The 17,395-nt window shown below is 61.9% G+C and carries 14 protein-coding genes, 1 tRNA gene and 1 pseudogene; 6 read left to right on the top strand and 10 right to left on the bottom strand.

Annotated elements, in window-relative coordinates; translation table 11 throughout:
* The first annotated feature begins 28 nt into the window (after positions 1 to 28).
* Both hfq and hflX read left to right on the top strand, forming a co-directional pair.
* Positions 29 to 568, top strand: a complete 540-nt coding sequence (gene hfq / locus ACGHJ7_RS07055) for an RNA chaperone Hfq (RefSeq protein WP_390475819.1) — start codon at positions 29 to 31, stop codon at positions 566 to 568.
* A 29-nt stretch (positions 569 to 597) separates the two neighbouring features.
* Positions 598 to 1,887: a GTPase HflX gene (hflX, locus tag ACGHJ7_RS07050; RefSeq protein WP_390475816.1), complete on the top strand. Its 1,290-nt coding sequence runs from the start codon at positions 598 to 600 to the stop codon at positions 1,885 to 1,887.
* A gap of 4 nt (positions 1,888 to 1,891) precedes the next feature.
* Here the strand turns inward: hflX and mazG are convergent, their stop codons facing one another.
* Complete coding sequence (mazG, locus tag ACGHJ7_RS07045) at positions 1,892 to 2,686, bottom strand: nucleoside triphosphate pyrophosphohydrolase (RefSeq protein ID WP_390475814.1); 795 nt, start codon at positions 2,684 to 2,686, stop codon at positions 1,892 to 1,894.
* Between the two features lie 117 nt (positions 2,687 to 2,803).
* Here mazG and ACGHJ7_RS07040 point away from each other — a divergent pair.
* Positions 2,804 to 6,141, top strand: a pseudogene (locus ACGHJ7_RS07040) (amidohydrolase family protein).
* 110 nt (positions 6,142 to 6,251) lie between these two features.
* On the opposite strand, the gene ACGHJ7_RS07035 reads toward ACGHJ7_RS07040, so the two are convergent.
* The 9 genes from ACGHJ7_RS07035 to ACGHJ7_RS06995 are packed head-to-tail and all read right to left on the bottom strand — an operon-like array spanning position 6,252 to position 14,471.
* Positions 6,252 to 6,419 carry a hypothetical protein gene (locus ACGHJ7_RS07035; protein ID WP_390475812.1) on the bottom strand — a complete coding sequence of 56 codons (168 nt, stop codon included), beginning with the start codon at positions 6,417 to 6,419 and terminating at the stop codon, positions 6,252 to 6,254.
* Complete coding sequence (locus ACGHJ7_RS07030) at positions 6,416 to 7,183, bottom strand: MBL fold metallo-hydrolase (protein WP_390475809.1); 768 nt, start codon at positions 7,181 to 7,183, stop codon at positions 6,416 to 6,418. Before ACGHJ7_RS07030 ends, ACGHJ7_RS07035 begins: the two co-directional genes overlap by 4 nt.
* Entirely contained in the window at positions 7,180 to 7,971 is a 792-nt protein-coding gene (locus ACGHJ7_RS07025) for a TatD family hydrolase (RefSeq protein ID WP_390475808.1), read from the bottom strand. Before ACGHJ7_RS07025 ends, ACGHJ7_RS07030 begins: the two co-directional genes overlap by 4 nt.
* Positions 7,971 to 9,530: a methionine--tRNA ligase gene (gene metG, locus ACGHJ7_RS07020; RefSeq protein WP_390475806.1), complete on the bottom strand. Its 1,560-nt coding sequence runs from the start codon at positions 9,528 to 9,530 to the stop codon at positions 7,971 to 7,973. Before metG ends, ACGHJ7_RS07025 begins: the two co-directional genes overlap by 1 nt.
* On the bottom strand, positions 9,523 to 10,473 hold the full coding sequence (locus tag ACGHJ7_RS07015) for a DNA polymerase III subunit delta' (protein WP_390475804.1): 951 nt from the start codon (positions 10,471 to 10,473) through the stop codon (positions 9,523 to 9,525). The genes metG and ACGHJ7_RS07015 overlap by 8 nt, the downstream gene beginning before the upstream one ends.
* The gene (gene tmk / locus ACGHJ7_RS07010) at positions 10,470 to 11,102 is read right to left on the bottom strand and encodes a dTMP kinase (protein ID WP_390475802.1); all 633 of its coding nucleotides are present in this window, start codon (positions 11,100 to 11,102) and stop codon (positions 10,470 to 10,472) included. The genes ACGHJ7_RS07015 and tmk overlap by 4 nt, the downstream gene beginning before the upstream one ends.
* Entirely contained in the window at positions 11,099 to 12,259 is a 1,161-nt protein-coding gene (locus ACGHJ7_RS07005) for a D-alanyl-D-alanine carboxypeptidase family protein (RefSeq protein WP_390475800.1), read from the bottom strand. Before ACGHJ7_RS07005 ends, tmk begins: the two co-directional genes overlap by 4 nt.
* Before the next feature lie 33 nt (positions 12,260 to 12,292).
* A complete protein-coding gene (locus tag ACGHJ7_RS07000) occupies positions 12,293 to 13,468 on the bottom strand; it encodes an SPOR domain-containing protein (protein WP_390475798.1) in 1,176 nt (391 codons plus the stop codon).
* A complete protein-coding gene (locus ACGHJ7_RS06995; protein ID WP_390475796.1) occupies positions 13,452 to 14,471 on the bottom strand; it encodes a lytic transglycosylase domain-containing protein in 1,020 nt (339 codons plus the stop codon). The genes ACGHJ7_RS07000 and ACGHJ7_RS06995 overlap by 17 nt, the downstream gene beginning before the upstream one ends.
* A gap of 123 nt (positions 14,472 to 14,594) precedes the next feature.
* Between ACGHJ7_RS06995 and ACGHJ7_RS06990 the strand changes: the two genes are divergently transcribed.
* From ACGHJ7_RS06990 to ACGHJ7_RS06980, 3 genes are all read left to right on the top strand, one after another.
* Positions 14,595 to 14,684: transfer RNA gene (locus ACGHJ7_RS06990), tRNA-Ser, on the top strand.
* Between the two features lie 146 nt (positions 14,685 to 14,830).
* The gene (locus ACGHJ7_RS06985; protein ID WP_390475794.1) at positions 14,831 to 15,979 is read left to right on the top strand and encodes a tyrosine-type recombinase/integrase; all 1,149 of its coding nucleotides are present in this window, start codon (positions 14,831 to 14,833) and stop codon (positions 15,977 to 15,979) included.
* A gap of 389 nt (positions 15,980 to 16,368) precedes the next feature.
* Positions 16,369 to 17,307: a HEPN domain-containing protein gene (locus tag ACGHJ7_RS06980; RefSeq protein WP_196846162.1), complete on the top strand. Its 939-nt coding sequence runs from the start codon at positions 16,369 to 16,371 to the stop codon at positions 17,305 to 17,307.
* The last annotated feature ends 88 nt before the right edge of the window (positions 17,308 to 17,395 follow it).

Below are 17,395 nucleotides of genomic sequence, written 5' to 3'. Positions count from 1 at the left end.
GTGGCCGCCAAGAAAAGGAACGACAAGAATGTCGGACGGACGAACGTTGAGTGCACGCCCGCGCGTGAAAAAAGATCCACCCCCCGCCGAAACGAAGTCGGGTAATCTGCAGGACGCTTTCCTGAACCAGCTGCGCCGGACCAAGACCCCGGTCACCGTCTTTCTCGTAAAAGGCGTGAAACTTCAGGGCATTGTCACGTGGTTCGATAATTTTTCGATGCTCCTTCGGCGTGATGGCCAGTCGCAACTGGTCTACAAGCACGCCATCAGCACCATCATGCCCGGTTCCCCCATGGATGCGGGCCAGTTTGCAAGCCAGGCCGGCAACCGGAAGCAGCGCCTTCTGCAGGATGTCTTCCTCGCCAAGGTGAGCGAGGCGGAGGTGCAGGTGACCATGTTCCTCGTCAACGGCGTCATGCTGCAGGGCCGCATCGCGGCGTATGACCTTTTCTGCGTGCTTCTGGAGCGCGATGGTTTCGTGCAGCTCGCCTACAAGCACGCCGTATCGACGGTTCAGCCGGCTGAGGCTGTCGACCTGTCCGACGATTTCGAAGGCGACGACAGCTGAGCTTTCTCGACGACGAACGCGAAGAGGTTGTGCGGGGCGGGCGGACGCTGGTCGTCTGCCCCGATATCCGCTCCGTCAGATACGATCTGGATGCGGACGCCAGACTGGCGGAAGCGTGCGGACTTGCACTGGCAATCGGCTTGGTAATTGCCGAAAGCTACGTACTCCCGGTGCGCGACGTCAAACCGAATACGCTGTTCGGTTCGGGCCAGGTCGAGCGTATTGCGACCGATTGCGAATTGAACGAGGTGGAGCTGGTTGTCGTGGACGGGGCACTCAGTCCCATCCAGCAACGTAACCTGGAAGAGAAGGTCGGCCGGAAGGTCATCGACCGGACCGGACTGATCCTGGAGATTTTTGGCGAACGTGCGGCCACAGCCGAAGGGCGATTGCAGGTCGAACTGGCCCATCTGGATTACCAGCAGAGCCGGCTTGTCCGCAGCTGGACCCATCTCGAAAGACAGCGAGGCGGTTTCGGATTCCTCGGCGGACCCGGCGAAACGCAGATCGAGGCCGACAGGCGGATGATCCGGCAGCGAATGGGACGCTTGCGCCGTGAACTGGAGCAGGTCCGCAAGACACGCACGCTCCACCGCGACAGGCGGGGGCGCGCGCCGTGGCCCGTCATTGCCCTTGTGGGTTACACCAACGCAGGGAAATCTACGCTTTTCAACAGGTTGACGGGCGAAGGTGTGATGGCGGAAGACCTATTGTTCGCCACGCTCGATCCCACCATGCGCGCGATTTCACTGCCCGGCGTAGAGAAGGCGATCCTGTCGGACACGGTGGGCTTCATCTCCGACTTGCCGACGCAGCTGGTTGCCGCCTTCCGCGCGACGCTGGAAGAAGTGACTGCCGCAGACCTTATCCTGCATGTCCGCGACATCGCCAACCCTTCCACGGCAGCGCAAAAAAAGCAGGTGCTCGACGTGCTGACCGATCTCGGGGTCATCGATGCCGATGATGGCGCAAGTGCCATTCCTATCCTCGAAGTCTGGAACAAGTTCGACCTTCTGGACGGTGAGCGCGCGGACGCGCTGGAAGCAATCGCGGCGGACGATCCCGATGTCGCGGCCTTGTCCGCCTTCACGGGGAGAGGGGTCGATGAACTGGTTCAGCGCATCGGCGCGCAATTGACGACGCAGGCAGTCACGCGCGAATACCAGATTCCTGCCAGCGATGGTCAAAGGATCGCCTGGCTTCACGCCCACGGAGAGGTGCTGGACGATGCCGACGGCGAGCCACATGAGGGCCAGCCGATGCGGCAGATAAGGGTCCGGCTGAACCCCAAGGAATTCGGTCAGTTCGAAACGCTCTAGCCGGTCAGAATGTTTCGGCAGCCTTTACCTGCTGCCAAAGCGCCTCCTGGGCGTCGAGATCGAGCGTTGCGAAGGTCCCTGAGGCGGCCTCTTCCATTCCGCGATAACGCCTCTCGAACTTGTCGTTCGCCGCACGCAGGGCCTCTTCGGCGGGGACGCCGTAAGCGCGAACCAGGTTGACCGCGGCAAACAGCAGGTCGCCGGCCTCTTCGAGACGGTTCTCCTGGGGAGCTTCCGCAAGTTCCCCGATCTCTTCGTGCACTTTCGCCGTGGGACCTTCGGTATCGCCCCAGTCGAAGCCGTCGCGGGCCGCACGTTTCTGCAGCTTCTCCGCTCTCAGCAGAGCGGGCAGGGCGCGGGCGACGCCGTCCATGGCACTGCTGGCCCCCTTCTGCTGACGCTCGGCGGCTTTCAATTCTTCCCAGCGCCCCTCGGTCATCGTACCGCCCGCATCGCGAAAGATATGAGGATGGCGCGCCTCCATCTTGTCGGAGATTGCCCGGGCAACGTCATCGAAGGCGAACAGACCTCGCTCCTCCGCCATCCGCGCGTGAAAAACAACCTGCAGCAGCAGGTCACCGAGTTCCTCGCGCAGCTCGTCCATGGCGCCTCGCTCGATCGCGTCTGCAACTTCGTAGGCTTCCTCGATGGTGTAGGGCGCGATGCTGCTGAAATCCTGCGCGAGATCCCATTCGCATCCCCGATCGGGGTCTCGCAATCGGGCCATGATGCCAAGCAGGCGCGCGATTTCGGTCTGTCCGCTTGGCGCGGCGAGGGAAGGTTCTTGATCTTCTGCCATGCCTGTCCCGGTACAGGGTGCGACGCTCGTCGGCCAGCGAAAGGCGTTCGCTGGTTCGCCGCTTGCCACATCTTCCACATCAGCGCAGACAGGCATTCGAACAGGGAGAGTCCACGAATGAAATCCATCGCCGCCGCAGCCATGCTGTCGACAAGTGTCCTCGCGCTCAGCCCACTGTCTGCGCAGGACCAGCGATTGCCGACCCCGGTCGAGGAAACGGAGGTTCCGGAAGACGAGGTGATCGCGCCCCAACCCGAAATCGACGCCATGCCGGCAGAGGGCAGCGGAACGCCCGTCAATGCCGCCAGTGCTGCTGCGACACCGCCGGCCGAAGGCGAATGGGACGTCAATGCGCCGCCCGGTGCGACCATCCGGCAGGTTCCCATCCGCACGGACGAGGGCACGTGGATCGATGTGGACGTTTCCCCCGATGGGCGGACGGTGGCGTTCTCCTTGCTGGGTGACATCTACACGATGCCGATCGGGGGCGGGGCACCGGTTCGGATTTCCGAAGGTCTGGCGTGGGAAGTCCATCCGCGTTTCTCGCCCGACGGGCGGCGGATTGCCTTCACTTCGGACCGCGGCGGCGGTGACAATATCTGGATCATGAACGCCGACGGATCGAACAAGCAGCAACTGACGAAAGAAGATTTTCGCTTGCTCAACCAGCCAAGCTGGTCGCCGGACGGACGGTTCATCGTTGCGAAGAAGCATTTCACGACCGGCCGCTCCCTCGGCACGGGAGAGATCTGGCTATATCATGTTTCGGGCGGGGCCGGGGTCAAGCTTGTCGAGCGGCCCAACGAGCAGCACCAGAAGGAACTGGGCGAGCCGATCTATTCCCCCGACGGCGAAGCGGTCTACTTCACGCGCAACAACACGTCCGGCCCGATCTTCGAATATGCGCAGGATTCGACGCAGGGCATTTTCGAGATCGAGCGCTACGATCTGGCAACCGGCGAGCGTACGGTTGCCGTCTCCGGTTATGGCGGGGCGGTGCGGCCCACTCCGTCGCCCGATGGCGAGAAGATTGCATTCGTCCGGCGAGACAAGGACCAGTCGCAGCTGTGGGTGAAGGATATTGCCAGCGGCCGCGAGGCGATGATCTACGGCGAACTGGACCTCGACGTGCAGGAGACCTGGGCCGTTACCGGGGTCTATCCCAACATGGACTGGACGCCCGACAGCCGTGCGATCGTGTTCTGGGCGGGGGTAAGATCCGGCGGGTTAACGCCGATGGCTCAGCCGCCACCGAAATTCCATTTCGGATCGACGATACGCGCGGGATCGCCGATGCTCCGCATCCGGTCATCCCCGTCGCGCCGGACAGATTTACGACCTCGATCCCGCGCTTCGCGACCCTGTCGCCGGATGGGCGGACCATCGTCTTCGAAACTCTTGGCAAGCTTTACGTCAGGAATGCAGGCGGCGGCACTCCACGGCGTGTTACGAACCAGGCGGATGCCCTTGAATTGTGGCCTTCTTTCAGCCGCGACGGACGGCGAATGGTCTATGTCCGCTGGACCGATCAGGGGCTGGGGGAAATTGTCGTTGCCGATGCCAATGGTCGCGGCGGACGCATTGTCACCGCGCAGCCCGGACATTACGCACAGCCGAAATTCTCGCCCGACGGATCGACGATCGTGTTCGAAAAGCGGGAAGGGGGCTATCTCAATTCGCCCGACTATTCGGAAAATCCCGGTGTCTACAGTGTCCCGGTCGGCGGAGGAACGCCGCGACTGATTGCGCGCGATACCGGATCGCCGCAGTTCGGGAGAGCCAACGACCGCGTCTTCATGCTGGGGCGTCAGGACGGCAATCTCCAACTGATCAGTTCCGATCTCTCGGGCGAGGCACGCCGCGTTCATGCCCAGGGCGAGCTGGTGAACGACTTCATCGTTTCGCCGGATGGCCGGCATTTCGCTTTCCGCCAGAATTACGAGGCGTTCACCATGCCGCTGATGCCGGGCGGTCAGGCGGTGAATGTCGGGGAGACGGGCGGCGCCCTGCCGGTGACGAAAGTCAGTGAGGGCGGGGCGGATTACATCGGTTGGTCGCAGGGTGGAGATACGCTCTACTGGTCGATGGGGCCTACTCTCTATCGCGCAGCCAGTTCGGCCCTGTTCGCCAGCGAGCCGCAGGATGGCGATGTCAGCGGGTTTACGCCGCCCACGTCGGGATATGACCTTTCCATGACCGTCGGCGCGGACAAGCCATCGGGCGTCACGGCCCTTACCGGCGCCCGCATCCTGACCATGGCGGGCGAGGGCGCGGGCGCGATCGACAACGGTACCGTCGTCATAGACGGGGACCGGATCGTCGCGGTTGGCCCTGCAGCGCAGATCACCGTTCCTGGCGGAGCGAATGTCATCGACATGGCGGGCAAGACGATCATGCCTGGCCTGGTCGATGCCCATGCCCACGGGCCGCAGGGTAGCGGAGACCTGATCCCTCAGCAGAACTGGGCGCAGGTGCAGCAGCTGGCCTTGGGGACGACCACGATCCACGATCCGAGCTCCAGCGCGAGCATGATTTTTGCCGCGGCCGAACGGCAAAGGGCAGGGCAGCTTCTAGCGCCGCGTATCTTCTCGACGGGAGAGATCGTGTACGGGGCGAAAGCGGCCAGCGTCTATGCCCGGGTCGACAGCTATGACGATGCGCTGGCCCATGTCCGCCGCCTGAAATCGCAGGGCGGCATATCGGTCAAGAACTACAACCAGCCCCGCCGCGAACAGCGCCAGCAGGTGGCCCGCGCTGCTGCCGCGGAGAACATGCTGGTCGTGGCAGAGGGCGGTTCCCTGTTCGGGATGGACATGACTGTGGTGGCCGACGGCAATTCGACCGTGGAACACAATGTGCCGGTCGACGTGATGTATGACGACGTGCTCCAGTTCTTCGGGCAGTCGCAGTCCAACTATACGCCGACACTGGTCGTCACCTATGGCGGCCTGGCGGGCGACCCGTACTGGCGTCAGGCGACGGACGTGTTCGACAATCCGCTCCTGGTGCATACGCCGCCGAGGCAATTGCTGGCTGCCACGGCACGCCGCACGAAGGCTCCTGAATGGGCATTCGTCGACGACAATGCAGCGCGCGAGGCGAAAAAGCTGGCAGATCGCGGCGTGAAGGTCAGCATCGGCGCCCACGGGCAGCAAGCCGGCATTGCTGCGCATTGGGAACTATGGAGCTTTGTCCGCGGCGGGATGACGCCGATCGAAGCCTTGCGTGCGGGAACGATCGAACCTGCAAAGTCACTCGGAATGGATCGCGACATCGGATCGATCGAGGTCGGGAAGCTTGCCGACATTGTCGTGCTGGATGCCGATCCGAGCGCGGATATCCGGAATTCGGACAGGATATCGCAGGTTATGCTCGGCGGTCGTCTCTACGATGCGCGGACCATGAACGAGGTCGGGACCGGTGACGCCAGGCGCCAGCCATATTGGTGGGAATAACAACAACGGGCGACAGGGGAGTTCGCAGAGCTCCCCTCAGCCTGACTACCATTAGAATGATAATATATATTATGTAAAATACTTCGGGAAGCCGGAGGGGGTGCGGAGCCTTACTGGACGACAGAGATGAACAGGAACACGGTCGCAAATATGACGGCCCAGAGGAAACCGAGCCGAAGGCCCTGTTTCCAATCCATCTTGTACGATGCAAGCGCACCGGCCGCCAAGACGAGCCAGCCGATCAAGGCGATGAGTTGGACCGTATCGTACTGGTTCATGCCATCATCTCCAGACCATCATACCCGACCGTGACGTGCTTCGGCACTTCGCCGCACAACGTCCGGTAATCCATACTCTTGTCCAGATGGGTCAGCACGATCCGCTTAGCCTTGCACCGGGCCCCGAGTTCCAGCGCCATGTCGAGATGCGCGTGTGTCGGATGCGGAGAACGCCTCAGGCAGTCGCTGACCAGGATATCGACACCCTTCAATACCCGCACCATTTCGCTCGTAATCTCGCTGAAGTCAGTCGCGTAACCGATTGATTTTCCGTCTTGTTCGAACTTGAAGGCTGTGCTTTTTGCCGGGCCATGCGGCATCTTGCACCATTCGATGCCGAAGCCCGCAAACATCCGCAGGCGGTCGAGGGGTTGAAAATCGACCACCATCGGATAACCGAACTGACCCTCGAAGATGTAATCGAAGCGGGCTTTCAGACGCCGGCCGGTTTCCTCGGTAGCGAAGCCGGGCAAAGGGTTCGAACGGGCATAACGAAACCCGCGCAAGTCATCGATTCCGTGGCAATGATCGGCGTGATCGTGCGTCCAGAACACGGCGTCGATCTTGCCAATCGCGTTGTCCAGCAATTGCTGTCGAAGGTCGGGCGACGTATCGACCAGCAGTCGTTCGCCGGCCGGTCCCTCGACGATGATCGAGACTCGACTGCGGCGGTTCCTGGGCTCGGAAGGGTCGCACGCGCCCCAATCATTGCCGACCCGCGGAATTCCGGACGACGTGCCGGATCCCAGCATGATCAGCTTCATGCGGCAGCCCCGCCATTCGTTGTGCGGCTGAAGAGCGCATGAAAATTGCGGGTGGTATAACTGGCAAGGTCCTCCAGCGCCTCACCGCGCAGGTCGGCGATGAACTGCGCGGTGTTGCGCACGAAGGCCGGCTCGCACGGTTTGCCGCGGTGCGGAACGGGAGCCAGAAACGGGCTGTCTGTTTCGACCAGCAATCGGTCCCGAGGTACCTCGGCAGCAACCGCCTGCAAGTCCTTGGCATTCTTGAAAGTCACGATCCCCGAGATCGAGATCGAAAGGCCCATTGCCAGCACTTTCTCGCCGAACTCGGCGGAGGCTGTGAAACAATGGATCAAGGCGGGAAAATCGCCCTTCTCCTTCTCTTCCGCCAAGATCCGGGCGGTATCGTCTTCCGCGTCGCGGGTATGGATAATGAGAGGTAAACCGGTGTCCCGCGCAACACCGATATGCATGCGGAAAAGGTCCTGCTGAACCGCTCTGTCCGACTTGTCGTAATAATAGTCTAGGCCGGTTTCCCCGATCCCTACAACCTTCTCGGCCTCGGTGGCCTTGAGCAGGACATCGCGGCCCAAATCCTCATGCGCATCGGCCTCGTGCGGGTGGATGCCCACGCTGGCCCAAACATCGCGTTCGCGCTGCGCAGTGCCGACCACGCGGTCCCACTCGCTCTGCCTGGTCGAAATGTTGAGGAATCCCCCCACCCCGGCGGCCCTCGCGCGTTCGAGAACGCCGTCCTGATCTTCGACGAGCCCTTCGTATTCGAGGTGGCAGTGGCTGTCGATCAGCATCAGGCAGGGGCTCCTTCCGGCATGTCCAGACGAGGGAATACCGGTGTCGGCTTTTCGACGGTAAAACCGGTTTCGACCAGCGCATCGAACCAGCCGGCGTCCTCAAGGTCGGCATAGGCCCGCTGGTTTTCTGGAATGCCTAGCTGGTCGAGAACCGCGGCGGCTTTTTCAGGCACGACGGGCTGGATTGCGATCGCCAGGTCGCGGATCGCGAGGAAAAGCGTCTGGAGAACGGCTTTCATTCGCTCGGGGTCGGTTTTCTTGAGGCCCCATGGCGCCTGTTCGTCGACATACTGGTTGCAGGCATAGACGGCCTTGATCCACTCCTCGATACCGGCTGAGAACGCCAGTTTCTCGAATTGGCCGGGTAGGCCGTGGCGGGTCGCTTCCCGGACGGTCGACAGCAGCGCATCGTCTTCCGGCGCGCTCTGGAAAGCTTCAATCTTGCCATCCATGTTCTTGTTAATCATGGACAATGTGCGCTGCGCCAGATTGCCGAAGCTGTTTGCAAGTTCTGCGTTGCAGCGCGTCACGATGGCCTCCGGCGAATAGCTCCCGTCTTGGCCGAATGCGATTTCCCGCAGCAGGAAATAGCGTAGATTGTCGACGCCGAAATTATCTGCCAGTTCGCCCGGATCGGTCACATTGCCGAGCGACTTGCTCTCCTTCTGGCCCCGGTTGAGCAGGAACCCGTGCCCGAACACTTTTTGCGGCACGGGAAGGTCGGCGCTCATAAGGAATGCCGGCCAGTAGACCGCGTGGAAACGCACGATATCCTTGCCGATAAGGTGCAGGTTCGCTGGCCAGAACTTGCTGTAATTATCTGTTTCATCGGGATAACCCAGCCCGGTCAGATAGTTTGTCAGGGCATCGACCCAGACATACATGACATGGTTGTCGCTATCCGGAACCTTGACTCCCCAGTCGAAACTGGTCCGGCTGATCGACAGATCGCGCAGCCCCCCCTCGACGAACGAAACCATCTCGTTTAGGCGGCTTTCCGGCTCGAGAAAGCCTGGAGATTTCAGCAGGTCGAGCAGCTGGTCCTGATATCGGGACAGGCGGAAAAACCATGTCTCCTCCTCCGTCCACTCGACAGGCGTGCCCTGCGGCGACAGCTTTTCGCCCCCCTCGCCCTCGGTCAGCTCGCTTTCGTCGTAATAGGCCTCGTCGCGGATGGAGTACCAGCCTTCGTAGCGGTCGAGATAGATGTCGCCCTTGGCTGCCATCGCCTGCCAGATCGCTTGGCTTGCCCGGTGGTGGTCTTCATCCGTCGTCCGGATGAACCGGTCATAGGTGATGCCCAGCCGGTCGAACAGGTCGCGGAAAGCGCCGCTCATTTCGTCGGCCAGTGCACGCGGCGTCATGCCAAGCTCGCGCGCCTTTTGCGCCATTTTCAGCCCGTGCTCGTCCGTTCCGGTCTGGAAACGGACCTCCCGCCCTCGCAGGCGGTGGAACCGCGCCAGAACGTCGGCGGCAATCGTCTCGTAGGCATGGCCGATATGCGGTTTGCCGTTGGGATAGTGGATTGCGGTGGTAATGTAATAGGGATCAGACATTGGCGCCGCTCCTATTGCCAGCGACGGATGCGAGCAAGCTGCCTATCTCCATAACCAGGAAAATCGCATCGAAATTGTAGATCGGTGCCTGCGCGGCAAGCTCCACCAGGTCGGCATGGGCGTCGGCCAGTCCGGGCAGGGCTTCCCGGTCGGTCTGCGCCATCCGGTCGGTCAGTATGGCCCGGGCGAGATCGAACAGGACACGTTGCCGGTCCTTGTCAGGCCGCGTTCCGATGGCAGCGGACAGGGCGCCGCGCAGCGTGAAATCCGCATCACCCTGCGTGACGATTTCCCTGAGCAGCCTGTCGACTTTGCCCATGTCATGCTCGATATAGGCCATCGCCATGCCCGGCGAACCACCAGCCGCGCGCACAGCGGCATCGCGCAGGTCGACCGATGTTTCGGGCGCTGCATTCGCGACTGCAGTGCGGATCGCGTCATCGTCCAGCGGTCCGAAGCGGAGCATCCGGCAGCGCGAACGAATGGTCGGAAGCAGGCGCGCAGGCCGGTGCGCGACCAGGATCATGGTCGTCCCTGCAGGCGGTTCTTCCAGGCTTTTCAACAAGGCGTTGGAAGCGCTTGCCTCCATATCGTCCGCCGGATCGATGATGACGACGCGGTTGTCACCCAGAGTTGCGCGCGTGGTTAGCTTGCGCTGCATGGCGCGAATCTGGTCCACCTTGATATTGCGCGCCCGTTCATAGGGTTTCCCGTCGGCTTTCTTGCGCGCTTCCTTGTCGTCCTTGGGCGGGTGATCGAGCACGAGGATATCGGGATGGTCGCCCTCGCCCGTCGCCCCGACAAGATCGCGTGCCGCTTCCATCGCAAACGCTCGCTTGCCCAGCCCTGCCCGCCCGGCAAGAATCCAGCCGTGATGCATGCGCGTTCCTTCGCGCGCGGCGCGCCATTCTGTCCAGGCAGGGGTGGAGCGAACATCCGTCATTCGTTCACCATCACTGGACGGACAGCCGCCATGATCCTGTCATGCACCTCGCCCGGCGTTCCCTCGCCGTCTATCACGATGCTGGAAGAATCGGATTCGGCATTCGTCACGAAGCGTTCGCGCACGGCGGCGTGATAGTCACTTGCCCGGCCACCGATTGCGTCGCTCCCGCCTGCATCCCTGATTGCGAGCCTTTGCTCCAGCAGCTCGGCAGGGACGTCGATTACCAATGTCAGGTCTGGGCGGAGGCCTTCCGAGCCAAAGGCATGAAGTTCTGTTATTGCCCCGTCGCCCAGTTCGCCCGCTCCGCCCTGATAGGCGCGGCTCGAATCGACGAAGCGGTCGCAAACGATCCACCGGCCTTCGGCAAGAGCGGGCCGAATACGTTTTTCGACATGATCCGCTCTTGCTGCCGCGAACAGCAGGGCTTCCGCACGCGGGCCCCATCCATCCCCCGGAGGGCTCAGTAAGAGCGAGCGAATGGCTTCCGCCCCTTCGGTTCCGCCCGGCTCGCGCGTGGCCTCTGCACTTATGCCCAGCGCCGACAAGGCATCGACCAGCAAACGCGACTGGGTCGATTTGCCAGTCCCTTCCCCGCCTTCCAGCGCGATGAACTTGCCTCGCTTCACGAGAGCAATCCGGCAAACGCATTTGAAATGCGCGACAGGAAGCCAGCCTGCGCTACCGATCGGATGGCGACGAGCGGGACATAGGCAGGCTGCATGCCCTCTACGTCGATCCGCAGTTTCGCGATCTCTTCCCCTTCCGTGACAGGGGCCGGCACAGGGCCGCGATAGACGACGGATAGCGAAACATCGGCGTCGCTGCCTGCAGGAACTGCGATGCGGACCGGCCCTTGTGTCGCGAGGCCGACATCCTTCTCTTCGCCGTCCTGTATGCGCGCCGTGCCGACTCTGCTGCCCCGCCCCAGCAGGCGGCGACTTTCGAAGGCGTCGAACCCCCATTCGAGGAAGCCGCGCGCGGCACGGTCCCTGATGCTGCTCCGGTCGGCCCCGGCAACGATCATGACCAGCCGCCTGCCCCCCCTCTCCGCAGTGCCGAGAAATCCGTATCCGGCCTGGTTGGTGAAGCCTGTCTTGAAGCCGTCGGCGCCATCGACGATGCCGCTAATCGGATCGTGATTGTCCTGCGCGATGCCGTTGAATTCCATGCCGCGATGGCCGAAATATCGGCGGAATTTCGCGGGATGCCGGGTGAGGATGGCTTTCGCCAGACGAGCAAGATCCTCTGCCGTCGTGAAGGTGAAGCCGGCATCGGGCCAGCCATTGGGCGTGCCGAAGCGGCTGTCGCGCATACCGATGGCGTGGGCTTCGGCGTTCATCCGCGAGACCCATTCTTCGACGGAGCCAAGGGTTCCCTCCGCCAGGACGACCGAGCCGTCATTGGCAGAAACGGTGGTAATGCCCAGCAGGAGCTGGTCCACCGGGATCATCGCACCGCGGGGCACGAACATGCTGGACCCCTTCCCGCTCCACTCCTCGAACGTTTCGTCCGATACGGCCATGCGCTGGTTCGGTACGATCCGCCCGGCTTCCATCATCTGGAACGCTGTGAAGGCCGTCATCACCTTTGTTATCGAGGCCGGCACGAAGCGTCGATCCGCCTCGCGCGAGAGCAATATTTGGTTGCTCGAAAGGTCCAGCATCAAGGCGATGGGAATGTCCTGTGCCGTCGGAGGCGTCAGCTCGCGCTGCCCCTGTGCATGCGAAGGCGAAGCGCCCAGTAGCGCCATTCCAGCCAGCAATGCAGCAAACTTGGTTCGCAAATTCGTGCCCCGCCACCGGCAAGGGCCGGCGGTCTATCCTGCGGTAAATACTCGCGCATCGCTATAACCGGCAGCGCGCACCTTGGCGAGCGCTGCCTCGGCCTGTCCACGGGTTGCGTAGGGGCCGGTGCGAACACGGTAATAGCGACCGGCCTTGCGGACGAAACCGTCGAGGCTGCTGGCAGCACGCTCCGCATTCCCCTTGTTCGAGAATGCGGCGGCCTGAATGACGAAGCCTTGGGAAGCGGCTTGCGTTTCGCCTGCTCCGCCCTGGAGTGGCGAAGTGGTCGCAGTCGGCGTTCGAGAGGCTGCCAGGTCGAAATTGGCAAGCTCTGCGTCCTGTCTTGCTACCACGACGGGGCGCTGCGGCATCGCAACGGGTGTTGGTGCCGACGTCACCGCCGGTGCAGCGGTTAGGGTCAGGGGCGGAAGCGGATAGGAACGGTTCGCATCCTGACGTGCGGCAGGAGAAAAGGCGCGATCGAAACTGGAAGCGAGAGCTTCGGGCTGATCTGCTCCGGCCGGCGGTTTGGCTGCGGCGCTCGGCGCGATTGCGACCGGGGTCGGCGATGGCTGTTCTTTCGCAGAGGCCATCCGCGCAGCATCTGCAGCAGGCGAACGCAGACTTGCCGAGCCGCTCGCTGGCAGTTTCTCGCGCAGGACGCTGACAAGCGCCTTGGGTACTTCGAGGCGCTGGGCGACACGACTGCCGGCCCGCAGCTCGGCCCGCTCGTGCTCCGGCGGATTGACCCGGCGAACACGAACGGCCTCGTTCTCCCCGGCACCAAGCTGGGCGGCGGCTTCGCGCGACAGTGCAACCATGTGATCGGACGTCATGGGGCCGCGCGATGTTACCCGGGCGAGGATCGTCGTGCCGGTTTCCAGCGAAGTCACCTCGACATAGCTTGGATAAGGCAGCGTCTTGTGCGCGACCTGCACGCCCGAACCGGCGGTCTGGTCGGTTACGGCATAGCCTACCGAATCGTAGCTCAGCACATCGGCGGGCGTATAAAGCTTGCCCCCCACGCTATAGGGTTCGCCGATGATTTGCGGGTAGTCGGCGGCCGGACCAAGGGTTGCGGACTGCGGCGTCGCAGCGCGCGTGCTCTCGAGAGACAGTGGTTCGGCCCCTCCCCGCCCGCAGGCGGCGAGGCCGATGGCCATACCGATTATCAGTCCGTTGCGAACGGCATTATCGAGCAATCTCATCAGCTAACAGCCCCACACTCATGGCGTAGTAATTGGAGCAGTTATATTCGAGGATAACCCGATAATTTGAGGTTAAGAGCCATGCGCGGGCACCCGGACCATCGGGCCGGAAGAGCGAAGCCATGACGTCATCGGCGAGATAGGATTGTGGCCGGACACCGAGATTGCGCCATTCGGACACCGGCTTCCACTGGCTGTGACGCTCGTGAACGCGGTCACAGACGGGGGCATAGACCTCGTTGTCCACGCGGTCGAAATCGAACCCGGCGGGAACGCTGGCGCGCACCCCCCACGGCTGTCCGGTACGCCAGCCGGAATCCTTGAAATAACGCGCGATCGAGGCGAGCGTGTCGGCCTGGTTGGTAAAGATATTGGCTCGTCCGTCGCCATCGCCATCGGTCGCCAGTCTCAGATACACGCTCGGCAGGAATTGCGGGTTGCCGAATGCACCGGCCCAGCTTCCAACGAGGTCGCTGCGCGAATAACCCTTGTCCGCCACCTTCATCAGGGCGACGAATTCTCCGCTGAACAGGTCGCGCCGGCGCCCTTCCCAAGCCAGCGTCGCAAGCGACCGCGCGAGGTCGAAATTGCCGCGATAAGACCCGTAGTTCGTCTCGTGACCCCAGATCGCAGTCAAAATTTCGTGTGGCACGCCGTATTTCGCCTCCACAGACTGTCCGATGCTGCGGGTCGACGCAAAGGTGCGCTGGCCGTTGGCAATCCGCGTTGGGTTCACGTGGGTGTCGAGATAAGGCTGCAGGGCAGGATAGCCGCTGCGCCGCGGCGATCCCGGTTGCGCCTGGTCAAGCTCGATCACGCGCATGTTCGGGGTCAGACCCTGCGTCATGCGCTGGAGCGTCCCTTCGCTGACCCCTTCCGCCCGGGCGCGGGCGATCAGGATCTGCAGGTAAGCGTCGAACGACATATCCTGCGCCGTTGCGGGGACAACCGGCGCGGCAAGAGTGAACGCGGACAGGGCGAGGAGCAGGCGCTTGAATTTCATAGCGTCGCTTGTGTCACATCGCGCATGGCCAGCCAATGAATTTCCCTGCACCGGCTGCCACGAAATTTACTCCGCTCGTCCGCCGTGACAAACGCAGTTCAAGCCATTAGCGAGCCGGTGCACGGACAGGTGGCAGAGCGGTTGAATGCACTGGTCTTGAAAACCAGCGTGCGCGCAAGCGTACCGTGGGTTCGAATCCCACCCTGTCCGCCACCACCCTTTCCCTCATTTTCCGCCGATGACCTGAAAAAGCCAAGCATTTGCGCGGCTTATCAGGTGATTCGGGTCCCACTCTGTCCATGCTCATCCATCGCTGTCCGATTGGATTTGTGGGAATAAATGTGGGAGAATTTGAAGCCATGGGTAAGCTTTCAGCAACAGCGGTAAAGGCCGCCACCAGACCCGGCAAATTGGGCGATGGCGACGGGCTTTACCTCGTGGTGAAGTCGTCCGGCACGAAGAGCTGGATGGTCCGGGTGCAGAAAAACGGCAATCGCCGCGATTTCGGCTTGGGCAGCGCATCGAAGATATCGCTGGCGATCGCGCGCGAGCGCGCACGCGAGGTTAGGACCTGGGTCGAACTTGGTTTGGACCCGCTGTTCGAGCGCCGGAAAGCAGAAGGCATCCCCACATTCCGGGAAGCTGCCGCCAAGGTACTTGCCCAGCATCGCGCGACCTGGCGCAACGAGAAACACGAGCAGCAATGGATCAGGACGCTGGAGGCCTATGCCTTCCCCCATCTTGGCAACGTGCAGGTCAACGACATCACGGGGCCGATGATCCGCAATGTGCTGGCCGAGATCTGGCTGGCCAAGCCTGAGACGGCGCGCCGGGTGCGTCAGCGGATCGGGACCGTGCTCGACTGGGCCTATGCCTCGGGATACCGCGACAGCGAGGCGCCCATGCGCGCGATCACCAGGGGCCTGCCGCGTCAGCCGAAGAAGGAAGGCCACTACGCGGCCATGGCCTATGCCAAGGTGCCCGACTTCATCCCGCGGCTGCGCGAGCGTGAGAGCTACAGCAGGCTGGCGCTGGAGTTTGCGATCCTGACCGCTGCCCGCTCGGGCGAAGTGCGCCACGCGGTCTTCGATGAGTTCGATCTCGATGAGAAACTATGGACCATCCCGAAGGAGCGGATGAAAGCCAATCGCGAGCATGTCGTGCCGCTGTGCGATCGGGCAGTACGGATCATCGAGCGCTGCATGAAACTGCGCGTGAGAAACTGCGAGCTCGTCTTTCCCGGCATGCGGGGAAGGAAAGCGATGTCCGATATGACGCTGACCAAGCTACTGCGCGAGATGAAGGAGAGTTGCACGGTTCACGGCTTCCGCTCGGCGTTCCGCGACTGGACGAGCGAGGAGACCAGTCACCAGAGCGATGTGGCAGAAGCAGCGCTGGCACATGTGGTGAAGGACAAGACCGAGGCGGCCTACCGGCGCGGCAATCTGCTGGAGAAGCGCAAACTGTTGATGAAAGACTGGGCTGCCCACTGCTGCAAGGCAAGCTGAGGCGATGGTGCGTAACCCAATGCAGAAAGCCGAGAACCGTAAGGCTTCCAGATCGCCTTCGATCAGGCCGCCTTTTCCACTCTCCCGTTACCGCATAGCCATGCCGGTGCCTGTGGATAAACCTGCTGCCTTTTCGGACTATCAGGAACCGCAGCGTTCGGACTATCAGGAACCGAAAGTTCGGACTATCGGGAACCGAAACATCCCGCAAACCCGCAGGATTGCTGGGCTCCAGCCGCCCTTAACTATCCTAACAACAATCCTTACCGGATTGTTGCTAACGTGGAGCGCTCCGCGCGCGGCTCCTCAGCGCTATGGGTGGCGCCGTCGCCGCGCGCTGCTGCACTCAGCAGGTGCACGCAGCGCAGCAGCTTGCTAAGGTTTGATCGATGAAGACCGATCTCGATCATCTACCACCGCAAAAGCAGCGCGAGATCGAGCGCGTCGTGCAACTGATCTTCGCAGAGTTCGACGATGCCTTCGCGCTCGCCAAGCACGAATGGAAGAAGGCTGGCCGAATACTCAAGGTCATCCTCTACGGCAGTTATGCGCGCGGCACCTGGGTCGACGAGCCGCATACTGCCAAGGGCTATCAGTCGGATTACGATCTCCTCATCATCGTCAACGACAAGCGGCTAGCGGACAGGGTCAAATACTGGTCCAGGCTTGATGACCGGCTGATGCGCGAATACGGTGTGACCGGAACGCTGAAGACGCCAGTCAACTTCATCGTCCATACATTGCAGGAAGTGAACGATGGGCTAGCCCATGGCCGCTACTTCTTCATGGATGTGAAACAGGACGGAGTAGCACTTTACCAGTTCGACGACACCGAACTGCATACACCCAAGCCCAAGACGCCGACGCAGGCGCTCAAGATGGCTCAGGAGTATTTCGAAGACTGGATGCCGAGCGCGTCAGATTTCTTCGATGGCTATGTCGATGCCAAGGCACGTGGTAAGTTCAAGAAAGCGGTCTTCGATCTCCACCAATCTGCCGAGCGAATGTACCATACGGCTTTGTTGGTCTGCACTTTCTACACGCCCCATGTGCACAACCTTGGCTTCCTGCGCACGCAGGCCGAGCGTGTTGATCCACGCCTGACCTACGTCTGGCCGCGCGACAATCGTAAAGATCGCGCAAGGTTCGAGAAGCTCAGGGAAGCCTACGTCAAAGCGCGTTACTCGAAGCACTATCGCATCACTAAAGAAGAGCTCGAATGGCTGGGCGAGCAGGTTGAGGTGCTTGGTCGCGTGGTGCACGAGGTGTGTTCGGAGCGGCTCGAGAAGCTCAGGGCGGAAGCGCGGGCAAGACGAGACAAGCAGTAATCTATAACGCAAAGACTTGCCAGATTGTGCGGCGGGCATCCGTAAAGCGATCCTGCTCTAAACCCATTTCACCCGTTCGAAGCAGCCC

This window comes from Altererythrobacter sp. MTPC7, from assembly GCF_042851395.1.
Lineage (GTDB): Bacteria > Pseudomonadota > Alphaproteobacteria > Sphingomonadales > Sphingomonadaceae > CAJXSN01.
Note: the sequence above shows the minus strand (reverse complement) of the source record. Positions and strands in the feature narration are given on the sequence as shown.

What these genes read in the sequence shown, in the direction of transcription:
- ACGHJ7_RS07035 (WP_390475812.1), bottom strand. Translation starts at nt 6,419, where the DNA reads ATGAACCAGTACGATACGGTCCAACTCATCGCCTTGATCGGCTGGCTC.
- ACGHJ7_RS06985 (WP_390475794.1), top strand. Translation starts at nt 14,831, where the DNA reads ATGGGTAAGCTTTCAGCAACAGCGGTAAAGGCCGCCACCAGACCCGGC.
- hfq (WP_390475819.1), top strand. Translation starts at nt 29, where the DNA reads ATGTCGGACGGACGAACGTTGAGTGCACGCCCGCGCGTGAAAAAAGAT.
- metG (WP_390475806.1), bottom strand. Translation starts at nt 9,530, where the DNA reads ATGTCTGATCCCTATTACATTACCACCGCAATCCACTATCCCAACGGC.
- ACGHJ7_RS06980 (WP_196846162.1), top strand. Translation starts at nt 16,369, where the DNA reads ATGAAGACCGATCTCGATCATCTACCACCGCAAAAGCAGCGCGAGATC.
- ACGHJ7_RS07025 (WP_390475808.1), bottom strand. Translation starts at nt 7,971, where the DNA reads ATGCTGATCGACAGCCACTGCCACCTCGAATACGAAGGGCTCGTCGAA.
- ACGHJ7_RS07000 (WP_390475798.1), bottom strand. Translation starts at nt 13,468, where the DNA reads ATGAGATTGCTCGATAATGCCGTTCGCAACGGACTGATAATCGGTATG.
- mazG (WP_390475814.1), bottom strand. Translation starts at nt 2,686, where the DNA reads ATGGCAGAAGATCAAGAACCTTCCCTCGCCGCGCCAAGCGGACAGACC.
- ACGHJ7_RS07030 (WP_390475809.1), bottom strand. Translation starts at nt 7,183, where the DNA reads ATGAAGCTGATCATGCTGGGATCCGGCACGTCGTCCGGAATTCCGCGG.
- ACGHJ7_RS07015 (WP_390475804.1), bottom strand. Translation starts at nt 10,473, where the DNA reads ATGACGGATGTTCGCTCCACCCCTGCCTGGACAGAATGGCGCGCCGCG.
- ACGHJ7_RS06995 (WP_390475796.1), bottom strand. Translation starts at nt 14,471, where the DNA reads ATGAAATTCAAGCGCCTGCTCCTCGCCCTGTCCGCGTTCACTCTTGCC.